This is a genomic window from Bacillus sp. TH17 (assembly GCF_016651125.1).
Lineage (GTDB): Bacteria > Bacillota > Bacilli > Bacillales > Bacillaceae_G > Bacillus_A > Bacillus_A mycoides.
This window is the reverse complement of the sequence record NZ_JAEKEN010000001.1, coordinates 4,019,428-4,044,095: the sequence shown is the minus strand read 5'-3', so window position 1 is coordinate 4,044,095 and position 24,668 is coordinate 4,019,428. Positions and strand designations below refer to the sequence as shown.

General features: G+C 37.0%; 22 protein-coding genes. 21 read left to right on the top strand and 1 reads right to left on the bottom strand.

Annotation, left to right across the window (positions count from 1 at the left end):
- The first annotated feature begins 62 nt into the window (after positions 1–62).
- From ystJ to JFT95_RS20645, 7 genes are all read left to right on the top strand, one after another.
- On the top strand, positions 63–1,271 hold the full coding sequence (gene ystJ, locus JFT95_RS20675; RefSeq protein WP_161793975.1) for an NADP-dependent malic enzyme: 1,209 nt from the start codon (positions 63–65) through the stop codon (positions 1,269–1,271).
- Positions 1,272–1,285: 14 nt separating this feature from the next.
- Complete coding sequence (locus JFT95_RS20670; protein ID WP_002015502.1) at positions 1,286–1,930, top strand: FadR/GntR family transcriptional regulator; 645 nt, start codon at positions 1,286–1,288, stop codon at positions 1,928–1,930.
- A 185-nt stretch (positions 1,931–2,115) separates the two neighbouring features.
- Positions 2,116–2,985, top strand: a complete 870-nt coding sequence (accD, locus tag JFT95_RS20665; protein WP_002015500.1) for an acetyl-CoA carboxylase, carboxyltransferase subunit beta — start codon at positions 2,116–2,118, stop codon at positions 2,983–2,985.
- Complete coding sequence (gene accA / locus JFT95_RS20660) at positions 2,973–3,947, top strand: acetyl-CoA carboxylase carboxyl transferase subunit alpha (protein WP_000818787.1); 975 nt, start codon at positions 2,973–2,975, stop codon at positions 3,945–3,947. The genes accD and accA overlap by 13 nt, the downstream gene beginning before the upstream one ends.
- 128 nt (positions 3,948–4,075) lie before the next feature.
- A complete protein-coding gene (gene pfkA / locus JFT95_RS20655) occupies positions 4,076–5,035 on the top strand; it encodes a 6-phosphofructokinase (RefSeq protein WP_002034288.1) in 960 nt (319 codons plus the stop codon).
- A gap of 53 nt (positions 5,036–5,088) precedes the next feature.
- Complete coding sequence (gene pyk, locus JFT95_RS20650; protein ID WP_201053138.1) at positions 5,089–6,846, top strand: pyruvate kinase; 1,758 nt, start codon at positions 5,089–5,091, stop codon at positions 6,844–6,846.
- A 222-nt stretch (positions 6,847–7,068) separates the two neighbouring features.
- Complete coding sequence (locus JFT95_RS20645) at positions 7,069–7,458, top strand: FxsA family protein (RefSeq protein WP_201053136.1); 390 nt, start codon at positions 7,069–7,071, stop codon at positions 7,456–7,458.
- A gap of 475 nt (positions 7,459–7,933) precedes the next feature.
- Here the strand turns inward: JFT95_RS20645 and ytvI are convergent, their stop codons facing one another.
- Entirely contained in the window at positions 7,934–9,052 is a 1,119-nt protein-coding gene (gene ytvI, locus JFT95_RS20640) for a sporulation integral membrane protein YtvI (RefSeq protein ID WP_002143350.1), read from the bottom strand.
- 420 nt (positions 9,053–9,472) lie between these two features.
- Here ytvI and JFT95_RS20635 point away from each other — a divergent pair, with 420 nt between their 5' ends.
- The 14 genes from JFT95_RS20635 to speD all read left to right on the top strand — a co-directional run bounded on the left by JFT95_RS20635 (position 9,473) and on the right by speD (position 24,571).
- Complete coding sequence (locus tag JFT95_RS20635; protein ID WP_000625507.1) at positions 9,473–9,934, top strand: DUF441 domain-containing protein; 462 nt, start codon at positions 9,473–9,475, stop codon at positions 9,932–9,934.
- 419 nt (positions 9,935–10,353) lie between these two features.
- Positions 10,354–11,469: a citrate synthase gene (citZ, locus tag JFT95_RS20630; protein WP_012261808.1), complete on the top strand. Its 1,116-nt coding sequence runs from the start codon at positions 10,354–10,356 to the stop codon at positions 11,467–11,469.
- A gap of 160 nt (positions 11,470–11,629) precedes the next feature.
- Entirely contained in the window at positions 11,630–12,922 is a 1,293-nt protein-coding gene (gene icd / locus JFT95_RS20625; RefSeq protein ID WP_002088934.1) for an NADP-dependent isocitrate dehydrogenase, read from the top strand.
- Between the two features lie 19 nt (positions 12,923–12,941).
- Entirely contained in the window at positions 12,942–13,880 is a 939-nt protein-coding gene (gene mdh / locus JFT95_RS20620) for a malate dehydrogenase (protein ID WP_002131240.1), read from the top strand.
- A 216-nt stretch (positions 13,881–14,096) separates the two neighbouring features.
- Positions 14,097–14,570 carry a MaoC/PaaZ C-terminal domain-containing protein gene (locus JFT95_RS20615; RefSeq protein ID WP_002015489.1) on the top strand — a complete coding sequence of 158 codons (474 nt, stop codon included), beginning with the start codon at positions 14,097–14,099 and terminating at the stop codon, positions 14,568–14,570.
- A 95-nt stretch (positions 14,571–14,665) separates the two neighbouring features.
- The gene (locus JFT95_RS20610; RefSeq protein WP_201053133.1) at positions 14,666–14,902 is read left to right on the top strand and encodes a hypothetical protein; all 237 of its coding nucleotides are present in this window, start codon (positions 14,666–14,668) and stop codon (positions 14,900–14,902) included.
- Positions 14,903–15,066: 164 nt separating this feature from the next.
- Positions 15,067–15,786 carry a two-component system response regulator PhoP gene (phoP, locus tag JFT95_RS20605; RefSeq protein WP_002129355.1) on the top strand — a complete coding sequence of 240 codons (720 nt, stop codon included), beginning with the start codon at positions 15,067–15,069 and terminating at the stop codon, positions 15,784–15,786.
- Positions 15,779–17,542: a sensory box histidine kinase PhoR gene (gene phoR / locus JFT95_RS20600; protein WP_002167588.1), complete on the top strand. Its 1,764-nt coding sequence runs from the start codon at positions 15,779–15,781 to the stop codon at positions 17,540–17,542. The genes phoP and phoR overlap by 8 nt, the downstream gene beginning before the upstream one ends.
- A gap of 284 nt (positions 17,543–17,826) precedes the next feature.
- A complete protein-coding gene (gene polA, locus JFT95_RS20595) occupies positions 17,827–20,460 on the top strand; it encodes a DNA polymerase I (protein WP_201053130.1) in 2,634 nt (877 codons plus the stop codon).
- A 12-nt stretch (positions 20,461–20,472) separates the two neighbouring features.
- The gene (gene mutM / locus JFT95_RS20590; protein ID WP_002015480.1) at positions 20,473–21,303 is read left to right on the top strand and encodes a DNA-formamidopyrimidine glycosylase; all 831 of its coding nucleotides are present in this window, start codon (positions 20,473–20,475) and stop codon (positions 21,301–21,303) included.
- Between the two features lie 72 nt (positions 21,304–21,375).
- Positions 21,376–22,008, top strand: coding sequence for a sporulation membrane protein YtaF (ytaF, locus tag JFT95_RS20585; protein WP_002129352.1), 633 nt, complete (start codon positions 21,376–21,378; stop codon positions 22,006–22,008).
- A 53-nt stretch (positions 22,009–22,061) separates the two neighbouring features.
- Positions 22,062–22,664 carry a dephospho-CoA kinase gene (gene coaE / locus JFT95_RS20580; RefSeq protein WP_002129351.1) on the top strand — a complete coding sequence of 201 codons (603 nt, stop codon included), beginning with the start codon at positions 22,062–22,064 and terminating at the stop codon, positions 22,662–22,664.
- 109 nt (positions 22,665–22,773) lie between these two features.
- Complete coding sequence (locus JFT95_RS20575; RefSeq protein WP_201053129.1) at positions 22,774–23,802, top strand: glyceraldehyde-3-phosphate dehydrogenase; 1,029 nt, start codon at positions 22,774–22,776, stop codon at positions 23,800–23,802.
- A 385-nt stretch (positions 23,803–24,187) separates the two neighbouring features.
- The gene (speD, locus tag JFT95_RS20570; protein ID WP_002003660.1) at positions 24,188–24,571 is read left to right on the top strand and encodes an adenosylmethionine decarboxylase; all 384 of its coding nucleotides are present in this window, start codon (positions 24,188–24,190) and stop codon (positions 24,569–24,571) included.
- The last annotated feature ends 97 nt before the right edge of the window (positions 24,572–24,668 follow it).

Here is a 24,668-nt window from a genome sequence, read left to right as displayed (position 1 = left end):
TCAGCAAGCATAATTTGAGGAGAGTGGATAGTTTGTCAACACTTCGTGAAGAAGCACTTCACATGCATAAAGTGCATCAAGGAAAATTAGAAACTGTATCAAAAGTAAAAGTAGAAAATGCAAAAGATTTAAGTCTTGCATATTCTCCAGGGGTTGCAGAGCCTTGTAAAGAAATTTATGACGATAAAAGTAAGGTATATGAATATACAATGAAGGGAAATATGGTAGCAGTTGTGACAGATGGAACGGCTGTACTTGGTCTTGGTAACATTGGACCTGAAGCATCTCTTCCAGTAATGGAAGGTAAAGCTGTATTATTCAAGAGCTTTGCTGGTGTAGATGCATTCCCGATTGCCTTAAATACAAACGATGTAGATAAAATTGTTGAAACTGTAAAATTAATGGAGCCAACTTTTGGCGGTGTAAACTTAGAAGATATCGCAGCGCCAAACTGCTTCGTTATTGAAGAACGTTTGAAAAAAGAAACAAACATTCCAATATTCCATGATGATCAACACGGAACAGCTATCGTAACAGTAGCAGGCCTTGTGAACGCGCTGAAGTTAGTTGGAAAGAAAATGTCTGACATTAAAGTTGTCGCAAATGGTGCAGGTGCAGCAGGTATTGCAATCATTAAACTTTTATATCGCTATGGTGTACGTGACGTTATTATGTGTGACCGTAAAGGTGCAATCTATGAAGGTCGTCCTGTCGGTATGAATCCGGTGAAAGATGAAGTTGCAAAATATACAAATAAGAGTCGTATAGAAGGTTCTTTAGCTGACGTTTTACAAGGTGCGGACGTATTCATTGGTGTATCTGCAGCAGGTGCATTAACTGAAGAGATGGTTCGTACAATGAATGACGATGCAATTATTTTTGCAATGGCGAATCCGGTTCCAGAAATTATGCCAGAATTGGCAAAAGCAGCGGGCGCAGCTGTTGTTGGAACAGGTCGTTCTGACTTCCCGAACCAAGTAAATAATGTACTAGCGTTCCCAGGTATTTTCCGCGGTGCACTTGATGTACATGCGACACAAATTAATGAAGAAATGAAGATGGCAGCTGTACAGGCCATTGCAGAGCTTGTATCAGAGGATGAGTTGAATGCAGATCATATCATTCCAGCACCATTTGACGCGCGTGTAGCGCCTCAAGTAGCGGCTTACGTTGCGAAAGCAGCAATGGAGACAGGAGTAGCTCGCCGTCAAGTAGATCCAAATGAAGTCGCTGAGAAAACAAAACAATTAGCGCTGATTGGTAAAGAATAAGCGAGGAATTTCCATTGACATCATCAAATACAAAAGTATATCTCGAAATTGTAAAAAAAATCCGTTCCATTATGGAAGAGGATTGTTTAGTAGCAGGGGATCGTTTGCCATCTGAGCGTGAGTTAAGTTCACGCTTAAATGTTGGACGTTCCTCTGTAAGAGAAGCATTACGTGCGTTAGAGCTGGTAGGATTAATTGAAACGAGACGTGGTGAGGGAACGTTTATTCGAAACTTTTACGATAACGGTCTTGTACAATTAATTGCTCCGTTCTTGCTGCAAGATGAGAAAACAATTCGTGATTTATTACAAACAAAACGATTGCTTGAGAAAGATATGATTCGACTTGTATGTAATTTACCGAAAGAAACGTTTTCTGAAGTACTAAGTAAATTACACCAAGTGCTTGAAGAAAATGAAAGCTCAATTCCGGTGCTTCATCAAACGTTCTTTAAAACACTTATTGAACAATTCGATAATTATTTACTCTATCGCATTTGGATGATCGTAAATGATTACGTTGCAACTCTTTCTTGTGAAGTTTCAGGAGATTCTATCGAAATGTATAGAAAGCTTTATGCTACTTTGGAAGTGAAACAAGAAAATGATGCATTAAAAATTTACGATGAATTAGTAGAGAATATACAGTTTCACTCGTAATGTATAAAATTTGTCGAAATGACCATGACACGTTATGACAAACATTCTACCGCATAGCGGTTAAAGTTAAACGTAAAGAGAGAGGTTATTAGACAGATTGAGAAGATAAGGCTAACATCAAACATTGGTGTTAGCCCCATTTTCTTCTTACGCTAACCTTAGCTCTCAATGAAGGGGGTCAAATTGTGCTAAGAGATTTATTCGTGAAAAAGAAAAAGTACGCTGCAATACCTTCAGAACAAGTACGAAAAGATGTACCAGATGGCGTTATGACAAAATGTCCGAAATGTAAAAAAATCATGTATACGAAAGAGCTTCTTAAAAATTTAAAAGTATGCGTGAATTGTGGATATCATCATCCGATGAATGCATGGGAACGCCTTGATAGTATATTGGACGAAGGTTCATTTCGTGAGTATGACAAAGAGATGGTTTCACTAAATCCACTTGAGTTTCCGGGATATGAAGAGAAACTAGAAAACGATCGTAAGAAGACTAAATTGAATGAAGCGGTTGTAACTGGTGAAGGAACAATTGATGACATGCTTGTTGTTGTTGCAGTAATGGATTCTCGTTTTCGAATGGGCAGCATGGGCTCTGTTGTAGGAGAGAAAATTGCCCGTGCGGTTGAAAAGGCATACGACTTACAAGTTCCATTTATTATCTTTACTGCTTCGGGTGGTGCTCGTATGCAAGAAGGGATATTAAGTTTAATGCAAATGGCAAAAACAAGCGTAGCTTTGAAAAAGCATAGTAATGCAGGAGGGTTATTTATTTCTGTTATGACTCACCCAACGACGGGCGGGGTTTCAGCGAGTTTCGCTTCACTTGGTGATTACAATCTTGCAGAGCCAGGTGCACTTATCGGATTTGCTGGTAGACGCGTAATTGAACAAACAGTGCGTGAGAAACTACCGGAAGATTTCCAAACGGCAGAATTTTTACTAGAGCACGGTCAATTAGATGCGGTGGTGCATCGTGATGATATGAGAGAATCACTCCGTAAGATTTTAGAAGTTCATCAAGGGGGGGAAATGGCTGTATGGCAGAGCTAGAATTTGAAAAACCAGTTGTTGAGCTAAGAAATAAGATTCGTGAACTGAAAGACTATACGAAAAACAGCCAGATGGACTTCAGTGAGGAGATTCGTATTTTGGAAGACAAGCTAGAAAAACTAGAGGAAGATATATACGGCAATATGAAAGTATGGGACCGTGTTCAAATTGCTCGTCATGCAGAACGACCGACAACGCTCGATTATATTGAGCACTTATTTACTAATTTTTTTGAATGTCATGGAGATCGCCTATTTGGCGACGATGCAGCGATTGTCGGCGGCATTGCGAAATATAAGGGGATGCCCGTAACTGTAATTGGGCACCAACGCGGAAAAGATACGAAAGAAAATATTCGTCGTAATTTTGGGATGCCTCATCCAGAAGGATATCGAAAAGCACTGCGTCTAATGAAACAAGCGGAAAAGTTTAATCGTCCCATTATTTGTTTCATCGATACGAAGGGAGCTTATCCTGGTAAAGCAGCTGAAGAACGTGGACAAAGTGAGGCAATTGCCCGTAATTTATTTGAAATGGCGGGTTTAACTGTACCTGTTATTTGTATCGTTATCGGTGAAGGTGGTAGCGGTGGTGCGTTAGGTCTTGGAGTAGGAGATTACATTCATATGCTGGAAAATTCCACTTATTCTGTTATTACACCAGAGGGTGCGGCGGCGATTCTTTGGAAAGATGCTGGTAAAGCAAAAGAAGCTGCAGAAGCGATGAAAATTACAGCATTAGATTTGAAAGAATTAGGTGTAATTGACGAAATTATTCCAGAGGCAAAAGGCGGAGCACATCGTAATGTTTTGAAACAATCAGAAAATATAGATTTAATGCTTAAGAAAACTTTTGAACAATTAAGCGGAATTTCGAAAGATGAATTAATCGAAAAACGTTATGAAAAATATATGAAAATTGGGCAAGTTTCGTTTTCAAACGCTTCCATTGGGATAAAATAAGAAAAGCGTGCGTTCCTCTTCGCGAATGCACGTTTTTATTATGAAAAGACACATCTTCTCCATTGTGTTTTTGTATTTTTTCGTGTTATTTTATTATAAGGCAAATAATCTTTATGAGGTGAGTACAAATGAAACGTATTGGTGTATTAACAAGTGGTGGAGATTCACCTGGTATGAATGCTGCCATTCGTGCAGTTGTTCGTAAAGCGATTTTCCATGATATTGAAGTATATGGTATTTACCATGGATACGCTGGTTTAATTTCTGGTCATATTGAAAAATTAGAACTTGGTTCTGTTGGCGATATTATCCACCGTGGTGGTACAAAATTATATACAGCAAGATGTCCTGAGTTTAAAGACCCAGAAGTACGACTAAAAGGGATCGAGCAATTAAAGAAACATGGTATTGAAGGACTTGTCGTTATTGGTGGAGATGGTTCGTACCAAGGCGCAAAAAAATTAACTGAGCAAGGATTCCCATGTGTAGGTGTACCAGGTACAATCGACAATGATATCCCTGGAACAGACTTCACAATTGGTTTTGATACAGCTTTAAACACTGTTATTGATGCAATTGATAAAATCCGTGATACAGCTACATCTCATGAACGTACATATGTTATCGAAGTAATGGGACGTCACGCTGGAGATATCGCATTATGGGCTGGTTTAGCTGATGGTGCAGAAACTATCTTAATTCCAGAAGAAAAGTATGACATGGAAGATGTTATCGCTCGTCTGAAACGCGGTAGTGAACGTGGTAAAAAGCACAGTATTATCGTTGTAGCTGAAGGTGTTGGAAGTGCAATTGACATCGGTAAGCACATTGAAGAAGCAACAAGCTTTGATACTCGTGTAACTGTATTAGGTCACGTACAACGTGGTGGATCACCAAGTGCACAAGACCGTGTATTAGCTAGTCGTCTTGGCGCAAGAGCAGTTGAATTATTAATTGCTGGTAATGGCGGACGTTGTGTTGGTATTCAAAATAATAAACTTGTTGATCATGACATTATCGAAGCGTTAGCTCAAAAGCATACAATCGATAAAGATATGTATCAATTATCTAAAGAATTATCTATCTAATCGGCTTAATGCCTTGTATTTGGGAACGGTTTCATAATTTTCGGAGGTGCAATATGCGTAAAACTAAAATTGTATGTACTATAGGTCCTGCTAGTGAAAGTATTGAGAAATTAGAGCAATTAATGGAAGCGGGTATGAACGTTGCTCGTTTAAACTTCTCTCATGGTAGCCATGAAGAGCATGGAGCTCGTATTAAAAATATTCGTGAAGCTTCAAAGAAAACTGGTAAAACAGTTGGTATCTTACTTGATACAAAAGGTCCAGAAATCCGTACACATGACTTCGTAGACGGACAAGCTGAGCTTGTAACAGGTGCAGAAGTAATTCTTTCTACTGAACAAGTATTAGGAACTGCAGAGAAGTTCTCTGTATCTTATGCTGGTCTTTATGATGATGTTGATCCAGGCTCTCGTATTCTAATCGATGACGGTCTTATCGAACTAGAAGTAATCGAGAAAGCTGACGGAAACATCCGTACAAAAGTATTAAACAGCGGAACTGTAAAAAATAAAAAAGGTGTTAACGTACCAAACGTAAGCATTAAGCTTCCAGGTATCACTGAAAAAGACGTGCAAGATATCGTTTTCGGTATCGAGCAAAAAGTTGATTTCATCGCAGCATCTTTCGTACGTAAAGCATCTGATGTATTAGAAATTCGTGAATTATTAGAAGGGCATAACGCTCAATACATCCAAATCGTACCAAAAATCGAAAACCAAGAAGGTATCGACAACATCGATTCAATCTTAGAAGTTTCTGACGGTTTAATGGTTGCTCGTGGTGATATGGGTGTAGAAATTCCACCAGAAGAAGTACCATTAGTACAAAAACGTCTAATCAAAAAATGTAACGTATTAGGCAAACCAGTTATTACTGCAACACAAATGTTAGATTCTATGCAACGTAACCCACGTCCAACTCGTGCGGAAGCAAGTGACGTAGCAAACGCAATCTTCGATGGAACAGATGCAATCATGCTTTCAGGTGAAACTGCTGCGGGTCAATACCCTGTAGAAGCTGTAACAATGATGGCTAACATTGCGGTACGTGTTGAAAAATCATTACAATATGAAGATATGTTCAAAAAACGTATTAAAGAGTTCACACCAACAATTACAGATGCAATTAGCCAATCTGTTGCGCACACAGCACTTGCTCTTGATGTAGCTGCAATCGTAGCTCCAACAGAAAGTGGACATACTGCGAAAATGATCTCTAAATACCGTCCAAAATCTCCAATCGTAGCTGTAACATCTGACGAGCAAGTAGGACGTCGTCTTGCACTTGTTTGGGGTGTACAAGCGTTTATGGCTGGAAAACGTGCAGCGTCTACTGATGAAATGTTAGATACAGCAATTCAAACAGGTATGGATGCGGGTCTAATCGGACTTGGAGACACTGTAGTAATCACTGCTGGTGTACCAGTTGCTGAAACTGGTACAACAAACTTAATGAAAATCCACGTTGTTGGTGAAGAAGTTGCTAAAGGGCAAGGAATCGGTCGTAAAGCTGCAAAAGGTAAAGTAGTTGTAGCGAAAACAGCTGCTGAAGCTGTAGCGAACGTAAACAAAGGTGATATCCTTGTTACAACAAGCACGGATAAAGATATGATTCCTGCAATTGAAAAAGCTGCTGCTCTAGTTGTAGAAGAAGGCGGTCTAACAAGCCATGCAGCTGTTGTAGGTGTATCAATCGGTATTCCTGTTATCGTTGGTGTAAACGGCGTAACAACAACTTTAAAAAATGGCCAAGAAGTAACAGTTGATGCAGCACGCGGAATTGTTTATAATGGACATGCGGAAGTGCTATAAGAAGTAATACGGAGAGAAGGATCGGAGTCCTTCTCTTTTTTTTACACAAAAAAGGATAGAGGTAGCTTTAAATACCTGAAATCGCTTTGAAAAACGTTTATTATAATGTTTAGTGGAAGAGGGTTATTTGTCCTTTGTGAAGCTTGTATGAGCGTTTTAAGGGGTTTTGCAAGGGTGATATACTTTCAAACCTTTTAAATGAAATATGAAGGAGTGCGAGCTGTGAAGTGGTTACTGTTCTTACTTATTTTAGTGCCGGCGATTGAGATTACGGTGTTAATAGGATCGAGTCATGTAATAGGTTTATGGTCTACGTTCGCTATGATTGTATTTACGGGTATTGTGGGTGTATATTTGGCGAAACGACAAGGGTTTAAAGTGCTTAGAGAGATTCAATTTAGGCTAAATAGAGGAGAAATGCCGGGTGATGCGGTTCTAGATGGTATTTTTATATTCGTAGGAGGTATTCTTTTAGTACTGCCTGGATATGTGACGGATATAATAGGTTTTATCTTTGCTGTTCCTATAACGAGGGCTTTATTGAAGCCGGCTGTTATGAAGTGGATTGATTGGAAATTTAGAAAGAGAACTACTATTATTGTTCAGAAATAACGCGTAGATTATAGCGATCTACGCGTTATTTTTTTTATTTACTATTTATAGTCAATTGTTAGCTTCCTGCTCGGGTTGGATTTTTGTTAGTTAGTAAACGATAGGATGCAGAGGGTTCTTGTGAATGAAAAGTGTTACATTAGGATGATATTTTTTGCTTGTAGTAAGATTCGATTAGTGAGCAGAAGTTAGACAGGAGAAGAAAAATTACTGATTAAAGGGTTCATCTGTCTCGTTTTGTATATTTATTCATTTACATAAAAAGTAATAAAAGTAAGTAATAATTATAAAGTATATAGAATAAAAATGTATTCTTGTCCTAAAATATGCGTTTTTATGCAAAAAAATAAGAGGATCATCCTTTTTTAGGAAATTCTCTTACAGATGTAGGTAGTACAAAAAAGTACAGTGAATAATCAGTGGGAAATTCCCACTGATTACAGTTGATTTTTTATTGCGTATGAATTAGGAAATATTATTTTGATGGTGAACCCTTAATGAATTTCCATAAGTCGTGGAATACATGAGCTTTGTGTAATGTATTAAGTAGTACTAATATGACTGGACCGATGATTAATCCTAAAAAACCAAAGAGCTTAAAGCCGACAAATAGAGCGATGAGTGTCGCTAATGGATCTAGTCCAATATTAGATGAAAGTACTTTTGGCTCCATGATTTGTCTTTGGACAATCACGACGATGTATAGGATGAGAAGACCGATGGCGAATGCAGTATCGCCTGTGAAAAATACGTATATAACCCAAGGAACGAAGACGGCTCCAGTTCCTAAATACGGGAGTAAATCTACAACCCCTGTAATAATCGCGATAGTAATTGCGTATGGCACGCGTAATATTAAAAGGCCGATTAGTACAATGATAGTTGTCATAGATACGAGTGTAAGTTGCGCTTTAACAAAACCAAACAAAGCTTTTCTTAAATCGACAAAAATAGTTTTTCCGTATCCATGCAAACGATTAGGTAGAAGTTTTCTTACTTTATGAGCAAGACGGTGCCAATCGTAACTAATGAAGAAGGTGGCTAATAAGACGAAGACAAGGACAGTTAAAGTTGTTGGTAATGCACTAATGAAATTTGTTAACCCACTTATAATGGCGGTTAAAAGTTCTTTCATTTGTGTCGTTGCTTCGGTGCCTAAGTTTTGAATGTTTTGTGTAATAGTATATCGCTGTGGTTCTCCGAGATGATTAAATTTAGAGATTAAATCATCATAGAGAGGCATAATATGATTAAGTGCAAATTGTTGGGCGAATGCAACGATATCTGGAAACTTAACTGTAACAATTTGTAGTAAGTACGTTGTGGCAGATATTGCTTCAGTTACAAGGTATGTAACAAGTCCAACGATAGCTCCGAATACGAGAATTAAGCTAACGAGTACCGCTAATGCGCGAGGGAATTGTAGTTTTTGATTAAGGAAATTGACGACAGGATTAATCAAATAAGCGAATGCAAAAGCGATAATAAAAGGGTAGATAAGGCCTGACATGTACAGCAATGCATAGAACCCAACTACCGTTGCTACAATGACAAACATGAGTCGTAATATCATATATAGTAAGTTTCGGTTCAAAGATGTATACCTCCCATTCCAATTTGGATTATCCTAATTCGTTCAACTTATAACTAGTGAGATTCACTGATCAAAGTTTCACTTTATGTTATAGTGGAATGATGGATTTTTCCTGCTTTTTCAATATATGAGTGACCGGAAAAGCTTGGTGTTGATGCTTCTACTATATGGTAAAAACTTCATTTTCTCTTCTTTTTATTTTACCTGTTTCTTAATAGAAAAGAAAGGAGAGACGACCGTTTTTAAAAATGTATACATGCTTAAATTTTTGATGGTTAGAGTTTCAGTTTGTCATTTTAAAATATGAAAAAAATGAAGTGGTTATTGTTGCATATACATCGATATAGCATGTATAACGATAGGTTTAAAGGTATTTTTGTTTGGAAGCGAGTTCATTATTTTCAGAAAGGAAGTGCAAACATGATTAGTCAGTCAACGTTATTTTTATTCATACTACTTATTATAGGACTTATTGCTAAAAACCAATCGCTTACTGTAGCTATTGGAGTGTTATTCTTATTGAAATTTACGTTTTTAGGAGATAAAGTCTTTCCTTATCTACAAACGAAAGGGATTAACCTTGGTGTAACAGTCATTACAATAGCAGTGCTCGTACCGATTGCGACAGGGGAAATAGGCTTTAAACAACTCGGAGAAGCAGCGAAATCGTATTATGCATGGATTGCTTTAGCCTCAGGTGTGGCGGTCGCTTTGTTAGCGAAAGGCGGCGTACAATTATTGACGACGGACCCACATATTACAACCGCACTTGTTTTTGGGACAATTATAGCTGTAGCTTTATTTAATGGAGTCGCTGTAGGTCCATTAATTGGGGCTGGAATTGCCTACGCAGTTATGAGTATTATACAGATGTTTAAATAAGGAATTTTATAGTAATATAAAATTTTTGAATTCTTTCTGTTCACAAAAGTCAGATAATTGTTTATAATAGGATTAGAAACTTTGAAAAGTTACATAACAGCAGAGACTTTACACCAGATAAAATAAAAACAACATAAAACAATTTTATAATGATATTGTTTTATGTTGTTTTTATCATAAACTCTTCGGAATTCATTTTCCTCACTAACTTGTTGTTCTGAGCGTGAGGATTCGGGGAGACATTCACGCTCATGCTTTCCATGTAAGCAATGGACAATAAGAGGGGAACATCGCAATAAATTTGCATGAACGTGCATTTTGCTTGCCTAAAGAGTGAACGAGCGTTCATAATTTATAAGGGGAGCAAATAGATATAAGGAGCAAGGTTGGGAGAATTTTCAGGAAAAGGAGAGAATGTCATGACTGTTATTCGAGGTTTAGAAGGGGTAGTAGCAACAACATCATCTGTGAGCTCTATTATTGATGATACATTAACTTATGTTGGTTATAATATTGATGATTTAGCTGAGAATGCTACGTTCGAAGAAGTAGTGTACTTATTATGGCACCGCAAGCTTCCTAACGAAAAAGAACTAGCGGAATTTAGTGGAACAGTATCTGAATACTATAAAGTACCAGGTGAGGTTTTAACATATTTGAAACAAGTAGATTTAAAAATCGCGCACCCGATGTCGGTTTTACGAACTGCGATTTCCATGCTATCATTATATGATGAGAGCGCTGAAATAATGGATGGAAAGTCTAATTATTTGAAAGCGGTTAAATTACAGGCTCAAGTCGGAACTTTAATTGCGGCTTATGCAAGAATTCGTAAAGGGTTAGATGTTGTTGAGCCAAGAAAAGATCTATCATTAGCTGCAAACTTCTTGTACATGTTAAATGATCGTGAGCCAAATGAAGTTGAAATTGAGGCTTTTGATAAGGCACTTGTACTTCATGCCGATCATGAGTTAAACGCTTCTACATTTACTGCACGTGTTTGCGTAGCTACACTTTCAGATGTGTATTCTGGTATTACAGCAGCAATCGGTGCATTAAAAGGTCCTCTTCACGGCGGGGCAAATGAAAATGTAATGAAGATGTTAACTGAAATTGGCGAAGAAGAAAATGTAGAATCATATATTCATAATGCTCTTCAAAATAAAGTGAAAATTATGGGATTTGGTCATCGCGTATATGAGCATGGTGATCCACGCGCGAAACACTTACGCGAAATGTCTAAGAGATTATGCGTGCTTTTAGGAGAAGACAAATGGTATAATATGTCTATCAAAATTGAAGACATTGTAACAAAAGAAAAAGGTCTTCCACCAAATGTTGATTTCTATTCAGCTTCTGTATACCATTGTTTAGGAATTGACCATGACTTATTTACACCTATCTTTGCAATTAGCCGTATGTCAGGCTGGTTAGCTCATATTCTAGAACAATATGAAAACAACCGTTTAATCCGTCCGCGTGCTGATTATGATGGACCGACACATCAAGTGTACGTTCCGCTAGCGCAACGATAAGCGAAAAACACTATTTTGATAGTGAAAATACGCTTTCAAAAGTCTGATTTTTTTGGGAAGATGTAATGATTAGAATATTTAAATTTGACTAACGGTTTGAACTGAGGGGTTATTCCCTCAGTTTCATACATATGAAATTTCAAACATGGGGGTTATCACATTGACGACAGGTGAAAAAATTACTGTAACTAATGGTGTTATGAATGTACCAAACAATCCGATTATTCCATTTATCGAAGGAGATGGAATTGGTCCTGATATTTGGGCTGCAGCATCTCGCGTAATAGAAGCAGCAGTTGAAAAAGCTTATGATGGTGAGAAGAAAATCGTTTGGAAAGAAGTGCTTGCAGGGGAAAAAGCATTCAACCAAACAGGCGAGTGGTTACCAGAAGAGACTTTAAATTTAATTCGTGAATATTTAATCGCAATTAAAGGTCCACTTACAACTCCAGTTGGCGGTGGTATTCGTTCTCTAAACGTAGCGCTTCGTCAAGAATTAGATTTATATGTATGTCTACGTCCAGTTCGTTATTTTGAAGGTGTTCCTTCACCTGTAAAACGTCCGGAAGATACTGATATGGTTATTTTCCGTGAAAATACAGAAGACATTTACGCTGGAATTGAATATGCACAAGGTTCTCCAGAAGCAGAAAAAGTTCTTGCTTTCTTAAAAGAAGCAATGGGTGTTAATAAAATCCGCTTCCCAGAAACATCAGGGATTGGTATTAAACCAATTTCAGAGGAAGGGACAAAGCGTCTTGTTCGCGCTGCAATTCAATATGCAATTAACGAAAAACGCTCTTCTGTTACATTAGTTCATAAAGGAAACATTATGAAATTTACAGAAGGTGCTTTCAAAAACTGGGGTTACGAAGTAGCTGAACAAGAATTCGGCGACAAAGTATTTACTTGGGCTGAATATGATCGCATTGTTGAAAAAGATGGAAAAGATGCAGCGAATAAAGCGATGGCAGACGCAGAAGTGGCTGGGAAAATCATCGTAAAAGATTCTATTGCAGACATCTTCTTACAACAAATTTTAACTCGTCCACGTGAGTTTGATGTTGTTGCAACAATGAACTTAAACGGAGACTACATCTCTGATGCACTTGCTGCACAAGTAGGTGGAATTGGTATTGCACCTGGTGCAAACATTAACTATGTGACTGGACATGCTATCTTTGAAGCTACACATGGTACAGCTCCAAAATATGCAGGTTTAGATAAAGTAAACCCATCTTCAGTTCTTCTTTCTGGTGTATTATTATTAGAGCACTTAGGATGGAACGAAGCAGCGAATTTAGTAACTGATTCAGTTGAGAAAACAATTGAATCAAAAGTAGTAACTTATGATTTCGCACGCTTAATGGAAGGTGCAACAGAAGTGAAATGTTCTGAGTTCGCTAATGAACTTATTAAAAACATGGATGTAGCGATAATCAAAAACGCATAATTAAAGCGGGGGGTAAATTATGACAATCAAACGCAAGAAAGTTTCAGTCATCGGTGCAGGATTTACAGGAGCAACAACAGCATTCTTATTAGGACAAAAAGAACTTGCAGATGTTGTATTAGTGGACATTCCACAGCTGGAAAATCCAACAAAAGGGAAAGCGTTAGATATGTTAGAAGCGAGCCCAGTACAAGGTTTTGATGCTAACATTATTGGTACATCTGATTACGCAGATACTGCTGATTCTGACGTTGTCGTTATTACAGCAGGTATTGCGCGTAAGCCTGGTATGAGCCGTGATGACTTAGTAGCAACAAACTCTAAAATTATGAAAAGTATTACGCGCGACATTGCGAAACATTCACCAAATGCGATTATTCTTGTATTAACAAATCCAGTTGATGCAATGACATATTCTGTATTTAAAGAAGCAGGATTCCCGAAAGAGCGTGTTATCGGTCAATCGGGTGTATTAGATACAGCTCGTTTCCGTACATTTATTTCACAAGAGTTAAACCTTTCTGTGAAAGACATTACAGGATTTGTTCTTGGTGGACATGGTGACGATATGGTACCTCTTGTACGCTATTCCTATGCAGGTGGCATTCCGTTAGAAACATTAATTCCAAAAGAGCGTTTAGAAGCAATCGTAGAACGTACACGTAAAGGTGGCGGTGAGATTGTAGGCTTATTAGGAAACGGTAGTGCATATTACGCACCAGCAGCTTCTTTAGTTGAAATGACAGAAGCGATCTTGAAAGATCAACGCCGTGTATTACCAGCTATTGCGTACCTTGAAGGTGAATATGGTTATAGTGACCTTTACTTAGGGGTACCAGTAATTCTAGGTGGTAACGGAATTGAAAAAATTATTGAATTAGAACTTCTTGCAGATGAGAAAGAAGCGTTAGATCGCTCTGTAGAATCTGTACGTAACGTTATGAAAGTTCTTGTTTAATAATTAAATATAAGTGGAAAAAGATTCGGGGCCCCGAATCTTTTTCTACTATATATTGAAATGTTTTTTTGAAATAATATGAAAACGCTATCATTTGGTGTATCCTATAATGAAACTATAGACTTATACTATACATTGCCCTCATCACAGTGAATTTCGGATAAGGTATCGCTTTTAGTAGGATAATAAGGTGAAAAAATCGGAGGGGGTTGTAACATGTTAAAGAAAAAAGTTCAAATTGGTCGTAGAATGGATGAAATTACAGTAGGAGAGAAATTATCTATCACTGAAAAAATTGAGGATAAAGATTTGTTATTGTACTTAGGGTTAACGAATGATGCCAATCCATTATATATTCAGCATGATTACGCATCCCAAACTCCGTATGAAAAGCCGATTGTCCCAAGCATTATGCTAACGGGACTGATTACAACGGCGGTTACGAAATATTTACCAGGTCCAGGTAGTCATATTACTAGGAAGGACCTTACGTTCGTGAAACATGTTCACCATTATGAAACGTTACAAATCCACTTTGAAGTTGTGGCTGTTTCAGAGGAGGAACATACAATTGATATGCTTGTATTTGCTCATGATGAAAAAGGAGAAACTGTTGTAAAAGGTTCATTAACAGTAACACCACCTTTTAAATCTGTTTCCATTATGGAAAAAGCATTAGATAATTTTTAAAAAATGAAAGTTAGAATGATATAAAAGTAGCGTTAGTCATATTCTTATTAAGGGTATGCTAGCGCTACTTTTTGTTTGGAAAGGGTGATATAACTGTGAAATGGGAGAGGGAAGACATTATTTTTGAAACGATAAGAGAAGCTGAAGTATGGGCCGATTCAATCGCGAATGAAATGTATGGGAAAGTATTTGATGGATATGAAACAACAGATTATAAAATAGCGTATGCTCTTTCGTTTTTCCTAGCGCAAAATCGAGAGTTTATAGTTCATACGGAAAAAGAGTTTAAAAAAGATAGATTCATCTATAAAGTTTGGATAGCGACCGGATAGAGGGAATGAAGTTACGATTGCTTTTATTTTCCGAAACTCTAGTACAAACGAGCTCCATGAATAGACAATTATATTGAGGGAGACCTTGTTTTCTAGTATGATGAGAATAACGGGGAAAATACTAGGATGAAGAAGGTTTCAAGTCTATAACTTGGAGGAAAAGAATGAACAATCGTATTTTAGTAGTTGATGATGAGGAATTTATCTTAACTTTAATTGAATTTAATTTACAACAAGCTGGGTTTGAAGTTATTACAGCAATGGATGGAGAAATGGCGCTTCAAAAAGCGACTACAGAACGCCCAGATTTAATTATATTAGATTTAATGCTTCCAAAAATGGATGGTATGGAAGTTTGTAAAGAATTACGATTGCAGCGTATTATGACGCCGATTTTAATGTTAACAGCAAAAGATGATGAATTTGATAAGGTGCTAGGTCTTGAGCTTGGGGCTGATGATTATATGACGAAGCCATTTAGTCCAAGGGAAGTTGTTGCTCGTGTGAAGGCGATTTTGCGCCGTACGAAATTACAGCAGGAAGAACAAGTTTCAGAATCGCCAGATGAAGAGAGCATCAAAATTGGAGAGCTTAAAATTTTACCGGAGTTTTATGAAGCGTACTTCCAAGGAAGGAAACTGGAATTAACACCGAAAGAATTTGAGTTACTTGTTTATCTTGCGAAAAATAAAAGTCGTGTATTAACTCGTGACCAATTATTAAGTGCTGTATGGAATTATGATTTTGCCGGTGATACAAGAATTGTTGATGTCCATATTAGCCATTTGCGCGATAAAATTGAACAAAATACGAAAAAACCGACGTACATTAAAACGATACGTGGTTTAGGTTATAAATTAGAGGAGCCAAAAGTGGATGAATAAGTTTCGTTCCAGGCTTCTTTTTACATTTGTTTCTCTTATCGTTTTTATTTTAGTTGGACTAGGTGTATTATTAGAAACTGTATTTGAAAACTACTATATAGATCATGCTAAAGAGAGAATGATAAAAGAGACACAGTATGTTGCGGTATTAGCAGAAGAGCAAGGGTTTGATGCTGTTTTAAAAAAGCCTTATGTATTTGAAAAGTTAGAAGAAAAAATACCAGCTTCTATTATATTTGTTGATGAAAAAAAGAAAGTTCAATATAGCGGAGGGCAACCATCTGCATTTAATCAAGAGATGATTAAAGAACTTTCTTCTGAAGCAGCAAAACAACGAAGTAAAGTGATTACGCAAGAAACAGATCAAAAGAATGAATTTTATCATGCGGTGTTCGTTCAAGATCTAGCAGGAAAACAAGGATATATTTTGGTGAAAAGTACAATTGAGCCATTGAAAGACGTACATCAAAAAACGTGGGGATTATTAATTATAGGATTTGTTATCGCTTGTCTCGTAGTCGTATTTTTAGGTATGAAAATTACGGGGCAATATATTAGGCCGATTGAATCGGTTACGAAAGTTGCCATTGAATTAGCGAAGGGAAATTATAAAGCACGCGCTTATGAAAGTCATTCGGATGAAACAGGGATGCTGAGTAAAGCGATTAATATTTTAGCTCGTAATTTACAAGAGATGACTCTTGAGCAGGAAATGCAACAGGATCGTCTGCATACGTTAATTGAAAATATGGGAAGTGGAATGATTTTAATTGATAGCCGCGGTTATATAAACCTTGTAAACCGTTCTTATAAGGAAACTTTCCACGTAACAGATGAAGAATATTTAGATCGCTTATATTATGAATCGTTTCATCATACAGAAATTATTGAGCTTGTGGAAGAAATCTTTATGACAGAAGTGAAAGTGCGTAAACAAATGTTATTGCCGCTTGGAATTGAGCGAAAGCATTTCGAAGTATATGGAGCGCCAATTATTGGGACGAACCATGAATGGAAAGGTATTGTTCTTGTGTTCCATGACATAACAGAGTTAAAGAAATTAGAACAAATGAGAAAAGACTTTTTAGCGAATGTTTCTCATGAACTAAAGACGCCAATTACTTCTATTAAAGGTTTTTCAGAAACGCTCTTGGATGGGGCTATGGATAATAAAAAATTCTGCGAACATTTCTTACATATTATTTTAAAAGAAAGTGAACGCATGCAAGGATTAATTGAAGATTTATTAGACTTGTCAAAGATCGAGCAACAAGGGTTTAAACTAAATATGGGGACCGTTGATATGAAGGAACTTCTTGAAGATATTCATATGGTGCTTGATAATAAAGCGGGAGAAAAAGAAATCTCTTTACAAGTGAATGCATTGAAACGAGTTTCCGTTATTGGAGATCCAGGCCGCTTGAAACAAATCTTTATTAATTTAATTAATAACGCGATTGTATACACACCGGCTGGAGGCGTTGTTTCTGTTGAATTGGCAGAAGATAAATATAATGCTTATATAAAAGTATCTGATACTGGAATTGGTATTAGTAAAGAGGAAATCCCACGTATTTTTGAACGCTTTTACCGAGTGGATAAAGCAAGAAGTAGAAATACGGGTGGAACGGGTCTTGGTTTATCGATTGTAAAACATTTAGTTGAAGCGCATCAAGGTACGATTACGGTGGATAGTGAGGTTGGGGAAGGAACAACATTTACAGTTGTTTTACCAAAATCAGCTACTGAAAAATAGGATGAAGGATATTTACAATATATTAACAATGGCTTAATTAAATATTAATAAAGCTCTGTTAATATAATATATGAAAACCCCTTCATCCAAGGAGTAATTTTGGACGAGAGTAGTTATGCTATTCTCGTCACTTCCCTTTATGCCAATGTAAGTCTGTTTATATATGATAGAAAAAAACCGTTATTTTTCTTCTCTCTATTAGTCATGTTAATATAGAGAGAGGACAGGAACGGTTTTTTTCTGTGGAAAAAATCGTTTCAAATATGTATGGGGAGGTTTGTAGTTTGGAAAAAAAAGTCGTATTAGTAGATGGTAATAATATCGCGTATCGTGCTTTCTTTGCACTACCGCTTTTAAATAACGACAAAGGTATACATACGAACGCAATTTATGGTTTTACAATGATGTTAATGAGGATACTAGAGGAAGAAAAACCGACGCATATGCTTGTGGCGTTTGATGCGGGGAAAACAACATTCCGTCATAAAACGTATAGTGATTACAAGGGAGGGCGTCAAAAGACTCCACCTGAGTTATCAGAGCAATTCCCGTTTATTCGTGAGGTGCTTGATGCATTCAATGTACCGCGTTATGAGCTGGAAAATTATGAAGCGGATGACATTATGGGAACGTTAGCGAAAGAAGCGAGTGAGCAAGGGTTTCATGTTAAAGTTATTTCAGGAGATAAAGATTTACTGCAACTTGTTTCAGATAATACACTCGTATGTATTCCTCGCAAAGGGATTACGGAAGTAGATGAATATACGAAAGAAGCTTTATTTGAGAAATATAGCTTATCACCAAAGCAAATTATCGATATGAAAGGTTTAATGGGAGACCAATCGGATAACATTCCAGGTGTACCAGGTGTTGGTGAGAAGACAGCCATTAAATTATTAACGCAATTTGAAACAGTAGAAGCAGTATATGAAAACTTAGATCAAGTGAGTGGAAAGAAATTAAAAGAAAAGTTAGAAGCAAATAAAGAACAAGCTCTTATGAGTAAAGAACTTGCGACTATTATTACAGATGCACCGATTACTGTGCATGTAGATGATATGGAATATAAAGGGTATGAACCAAGCGATTTGATTCCAATGTTCGAGAATTTAGGGTTTACATCCCTTTTAAATAAGTTAGGTGTTCCGCCGGAGGAAACGGCTCCAGCTGAATTAGATGATATTACATTTGATATTGTAGAAGAAGTTGCAGAAGAAATGCTTCAGCAAGATAGTGCGCTTATTGTTGAAGTGCAAGAAGATAATTATCATAAAGCCGATATTCAAGGTTTTGGTATTCAAAATGAAAATGGTTGTTACTTCATTCCGGCCGATGTTGCTCTTAAATCGGATGCTTTTAAAGAGTGGCTTGCAAATGGAGAAATGAGAAAACATACATTTGATGCGAAGCGTGCTATCGTTGCTCTCAAGTGGAAAGGTGTAGATATTCAAGGGATTGACTTTGATTTATTAATTGCCGCTTATTTACTTGATCCAGCCGATACAGATAAAGATTTCCGTACTGTAGCGAAAATGAAAGAAACGCATGCCGTAAAATCTGACGAAGAAGTTTACGGGAAAGGTGCGAAGCGTGCTGTTCCGGAGCTAGAGGTAGTAGCGGAGCATGTAGCTCGTAAAGTGCATGTATTATATGATGTAAAGCAAACGTTCTTAGAAGAATTAAAAAAGAACGAGCAATATGAATTATTTACGGAATTAGAATTACCACTTGCACGTGTATTAGCTGATATGGAAGTGAAAGGTGTAAAAGTTGATACGGAGCGTCTTCGTAATATGGGAGAAGAACTTGCAGGTAGATTAAAGGAAATGGAAAAGGAAATTTATAAGCTTGCGGGAACAGAATTTAATATTAATTCACCGAAGCAACTTGGGGTTATTCTGTTTGAGAATTTAAACTTACCAGTTATTAAAAAGACGAAAACAGGTTATTCTACGTCGGCGGATGTATTAGATAAACTTATGGATCGTCATGAAATTATTCCGAATATTTTACATTACCGTCAATTAGGAAAGCTAAATTCAACTTACATTGAAGGTTTATTGAAAGTTGTACATGAAGATTCATCTAAAATCCATACTCGTTTTAATCAAGTGTTAACGCAAACAGGTCGATTAAGTTCAACAGATCCGAACTTACAAAATATCCCGATTCGCTTAGAAGAAGGAAGAAAGATTCGTCAGGCATTCGTTCCATCAGAAGAAGGATGGATCATGTACGCGGCTGATTATTCACAAATCGAACTTCGTGTGCTTGCTCACATTGCAAAAGATCCAGGGTTAGTTGAAGCGTTCCAACATGACATGGATATTCATACGAAAACAGCTATGGATGTATTTGGTGTTGGGAAAGATGAAGTAACATCTAACATGAGACGACAAGCAAAAGCTGTTAACTTCGGAATTGTGTATGGTATTAGTGATTATGGTCTTTCGCAAAACTTAGGAATTACAAGAAAAGCAGCAGCGGAATTTATTGAAAAGTATTTAGAAAGTTTCCCTGGTGTACAAGAATACATGGATGAAATCGTAAAAGATGCGAAACAAAAAGGATATGTGGTTACATTATTAAATCGTCGCCGTTATATTCCGGAAATTACGAGTCGTAATTTCAATTTACGTAGCTTTGCTGAGCGTACAGCTATGAATACACCAATTCAAGGTAGTGCGGCTGATATTATTAAAAAAGCGATGATTATTATGGCAGATCGTCTAGAAGAAGAAGGATTACAAGCGCGTCTTCTTCTGCAAGTACACGATGAATTGATATTTGAAGCACCAAAAGAAGAAATTGAAAAATTAGAGAAGCTTGTACCTGAAGTAATGGAGCATGCAATTGAACTAGTCGTTCCATTGAAAGTTGATTATTCTTACGGTCCAACTTGGTACGACGCGAAATAAGGACGTGATGAAATGCCGGAATTACCAGAGGTTGAAAATGTTAGACGGACGCTTGAAAATCTTGTAACAGGAAAAACGATTGAAGATGTCGTTATTACTTATCCCAAAATAGTAAAACGACCGGATGATGCAGAAATTTTTAAAGAAATGCTAAGAGGCGAGACAATTGAAAATATAAAGCGAAGAGGTAAGTTTTTGCTTTTGTATGTAACGAACTATGTAATTGTTTCACATTTGCGCATGGAAGGTAAGTTTTTACTTCATCAAGAGGATGAGCCGATTGATAAACATACGCACGTCCGTTTCTTATTTACAGATGGAACTGAATTACATTATAAAGATGTGAGAAAGTTTGGTACGATGCATCTCTTTAAGAAAGGTGAAGAGTTGAATCAAATGCCTCTTGCTGACTTAGGCCCGGAGCCATTTGATGCTGAATTGACACCGCAGTATTTACAAGAAAGATTGCAAAAAACAAATCGTAAAATAAAAGTCGTATTATTAGATCAGCGTCTTTTAGTAGGGCTTGGAAATATATATGTAGATGAAGTGTTATTCCGTTCTCAAATTCACCCGGAACGAGAAGCTGCATCTTTAACAGAAGAAGAAATAGAAAGAATTTACGAGGCGATTGTTACAACGCTGGGCGAAGCTGTTAAGCGAGGCGGAAGTACAATTAGAACGTATATTAATTCACAAGGACAAATTGGTTCGTTCCAGGAACTTCTAAATGTATATGGGAAAAAAGGAGAACCGTGTGTGACTTGCGGTACGCTATTAGAAAAAACAGTTGTTGGCGGAAGGGGAACACATTACTGCCCAATTTGCCAACCTAGAATATAGAAAAGGGATAACATCGGATAGGCATTTGTCATATACATAGAGCAGAGCTATGTATAAGGGAGGAGCTTACCGATGTACCTTTATTTATCTCTTATTTTATTAGCTTTTACATTAAGCTTAGATAGCTGTAGTGTAGGGCTAACATACGGGTTAAGGAGCGTAAGAATTCCACTAAGATCAATTATAATTATCGGGATTTGTTCAGCGGCTGTAATGCTCGTTTCCATGGGAATTGGACATATGATCGCGAAAATATTTTCACCTGTTATCGCAACGCGTATCGGCGGATTTGTTCTTATTGGAATAGGTATTTGGGTATTATATCAATTTTTTCGAAGTGATAAAAAAGAAGAACCGAAGCAAGAGGAGAAGGTTTGGAAACTAGAAATTGCTTCGCTAGGGTTAGTGATTCAAATTTTGCGGAAGCCGACTGTTGCAGATTTTGATAAATCAGGAACTATCTCTGCAGGAGAAGCGCTACTTCTCGGTATCGCTCTTTCTATAGATTCGTTTGGTGCTGGAATTGGTGCATCTTTATTAGGTTATGCACCCGCGATGATGGCGGTATTAGTCGCGGTTATGAGTTCTTTATTTTTATTTATTGGAATGAAGCTCGGTACGATTTTATCAAATATGAAATGGTTACAAAAATTTACATTCCTGCCTGGGGTATTACTCATTATTATTGGAATTTGGAAAATGTAAGTATGGGCGTGGAACATTAGTTTCGCGCCTTTAATATTGTGAGGAGGATTATTATGACAGTAGTAATTGGATTAACAGGAGGCATTGCAAGCGGAAAAAGTACGGTATCAGAAATGTTTCGTGAAATGAGTATACCGGTTATTGATGCAGATATTATTGCGCGAGAAGTTGTAGAACGAGGAAAACCGGCATATAACAAAATTGTAGAGGTGTTCGGAACGGAAGTGTTACAAAAAGATGGAGAGCTTGATCGACCAAAGCTTGGGAGTGTCGTTTTTTATAATGAAGAAAAACGATTGCAGTTAAACGAAATTGTTCATCCTGCAGTGCGTGAAGAAATGAATGCACAAAAGGAGATGTACATAAAAGAAAGTATGCAAGCGGTTGTGTTAGATATCCCTCTTTTGTTTGAAAGTAAATTAACAAATCTCGTTGATCGTGTTTTAGTTGTAGCAGTCACACCGAATACGCAATTGGAACGTTTAATGAAACGAAATAACTTTTCAGAAGAAGAAGCAACGGCTCGTATTCAATCTCAAATGCCATTAGAAGAAAAAGTAAAGAAGGCAGATGAAGTAATTTATAATGATGGCACAATTACTGGAACGAAAACACAATTAGCCTCTATTTTGAAAGAATGGAACATTATTGATTAAAAAATTGTGAAATTAATGAAAATGCTTAGTGACATATCTCCTTTTTGTGTTATACTATTATTGGGATTGGAGATAAATAGTATAACGCATTCAAGGGGGATAACATATTATGACTCGTGTGGCAATTAATGGATTTGGACGTATCGGGAGAATGGTATTTCGTCAAGCAATAAAAGAAAGCGCATTCAAAATTGTAGCAATAAATGCAAGCTATCCATCAGAAACGTTAGCGCATTTAATTAAATATGATACAGTTCATGGAAAGTTTGACGGAACAGTGGAAGCATTTGAAGATCACTTACTAGTTGATGGGAAAATGATTCGCCTTTTAAACAACCGCGATCCAAAGGAGTTGCCTTGGAAAGATCTAGGTGTTGAAGTTGTAATTGAAGCAACTGGTAAATTTAACTCGAAAGAAAAAGCAATTCTTCATGTTGAAGCTGGAGCGAAAAAAGTTATTTTAACAGCACCTGGTAAAAATGAAGATGTAACAATCGTAGTTGGTGTGAACGAAGACCAATTAGATATTACAAAGCATACTGTTATTTCAAATGCATCTTGTACAACAAACTGTTTAGCGCCTGTTGTAAAGGTGTTAGATGAGCAGTTCGGAATTGAAAACGGTTTAATGACAACTGTTCATGCTTATACAAATGACCAAAAAAATATTGATAACCCACATAAAGATTTAAGAAGAGCGCGTGCTTGCGGACAGTCTATCATTCCAACAACGACGGGTGCTGCAAAAGCGCTAGCAAAAGTTCTTCCACACTTAAAGGGAAAACTTCATGGTATGGCACTTCGTGTACCAACACCAAACGTGTCTCTTGTTGATTTAGTAGTAGACGTAAAACGTGATGTAACAGTTGAAGATATTAATGAAGCATTCAAAACTGTTGCAAACGGTGCATTAAAAGGAATTGTAGAATTCAGCGAAGAGCCTTTAGTGTCTATCGATTTTAATACAAATACACACTCAGCTATTATTGATGGTTTGTCTACAATGGTAATGGGTGATCGTAAAGTGAAAGTACTTGCTTGGTATGATAACGAGTGGGGCTACTCTCGTCGTGTTGTAGATCTTGTAACGTTAGTTGTTGATGAATTAGCGAAACAAAAAAATGTGCAACATATTTAAGTGAACGAGAGAGGGCAAGTGAAAATTTGCCCTCTTTTTTATTTTTTTCTGAAAAGGAAAAAAATTATATAAGTATATTTTTAAATAGTGGACATACCACGAAACGTTGGGATTACTGTATTCGTGAATCATTAATCTTTTTTAGGGAAAAGTAAAGAGGAAAATATGACAGAAAATCGAAAAAACTGTTGTTGCAAAATGAAAATAAACAAAGTATACTAACACTCGTAAACTTAAGAGCTGAGGTACGTAGTCACTACTTAAAGGGTTAGGACCTCTCTGGACTAACTTTCCCCCGTGGTAGTGGAGCAAGCCAAATTGCAAATTAGTTTTCAATTCGAACAGTTAGAATAAATTTACAAGGGGGAACTGTAGAATGGATACTATGGATACGATGGGTCGTCACGTGATTGCTGAACTTTGGGATTGCGATTTCGACAAGCTTAATGACATGCCGTATATTGAACAATTATTTGTGGATGCAGCACTAAGAGCTGGTGCTGAAGTACGTGAGGTTGCTTTTCATAAATTTGCACCACAAGGTGTAAGTGGAGTAGTAATTATCTCGGAATCACATTTAACAATTCATAGCTTTCCGGAGCACGGTTACGCAAGTATTGATGTTTATACTTGTGGGGATCGTATTGATCCAAATGTTGCTGCAGAATATATTGCAGAAGGTTTAAACGCAAAAACGCGTGAGAGCATCGAGCTTCCTCGAGGCACTGGTAGCTTCGAAATTAAGCAGAGAGAAACAAAAGCTCTTTAAAAAAGAACATAATTGATTTAAAATGTAAAGAGGTGTATAATGCACCTCTTTTTTAGTTTATATAAAATAGGATCACGATATGTAATAACTTAGAGTG

Excerpts from the sequence above, each read along its gene's own strand:
- mdh (WP_002131240.1), top strand. The coding sequence starts at position 12,942 with ATGACAATCAAACGCAAGAAAGTTTCAGTCATCGGTGCAGGATTTACA.
- ystJ (WP_161793975.1), top strand. The coding sequence starts at position 63 with ATGCATAAAGTGCATCAAGGAAAATTAGAAACTGTATCAAAAGTAAAA.
- coaE (WP_002129351.1), top strand. The coding sequence starts at position 22,062 with ATGACAGTAGTAATTGGATTAACAGGAGGCATTGCAAGCGGAAAAAGT.
- phoP (WP_002129355.1), top strand. The coding sequence starts at position 15,067 with ATGAACAATCGTATTTTAGTAGTTGATGATGAGGAATTTATCTTAACT.
- citZ (WP_012261808.1), top strand. The coding sequence starts at position 10,354 with ATGACTGTTATTCGAGGTTTAGAAGGGGTAGTAGCAACAACATCATCT.
- pyk (WP_201053138.1), top strand. The coding sequence starts at position 5,089 with ATGCGTAAAACTAAAATTGTATGTACTATAGGTCCTGCTAGTGAAAGT.
- speD (WP_002003660.1), top strand. The coding sequence starts at position 24,188 with ATGGATACGATGGGTCGTCACGTGATTGCTGAACTTTGGGATTGCGAT.
- phoR (WP_002167588.1), top strand. The coding sequence starts at position 15,779 with ATGAATAAGTTTCGTTCCAGGCTTCTTTTTACATTTGTTTCTCTTATC.
- pfkA (WP_002034288.1), top strand. The coding sequence starts at position 4,076 with ATGAAACGTATTGGTGTATTAACAAGTGGTGGAGATTCACCTGGTATG.
- ytaF (WP_002129352.1), top strand. The coding sequence starts at position 21,376 with ATGTACCTTTATTTATCTCTTATTTTATTAGCTTTTACATTAAGCTTA.
- accA (WP_000818787.1), top strand. The coding sequence starts at position 2,973 with ATGGCAGAGCTAGAATTTGAAAAACCAGTTGTTGAGCTAAGAAATAAG.
- JFT95_RS20575 (WP_201053129.1), top strand. The coding sequence starts at position 22,774 with ATGACTCGTGTGGCAATTAATGGATTTGGACGTATCGGGAGAATGGTA.
- JFT95_RS20615 (WP_002015489.1), top strand. The coding sequence starts at position 14,097 with ATGTTAAAGAAAAAAGTTCAAATTGGTCGTAGAATGGATGAAATTACA.
- mutM (WP_002015480.1), top strand. The coding sequence starts at position 20,473 with ATGCCGGAATTACCAGAGGTTGAAAATGTTAGACGGACGCTTGAAAAT.
- JFT95_RS20635 (WP_000625507.1), top strand. The coding sequence starts at position 9,473 with ATGATTAGTCAGTCAACGTTATTTTTATTCATACTACTTATTATAGGA.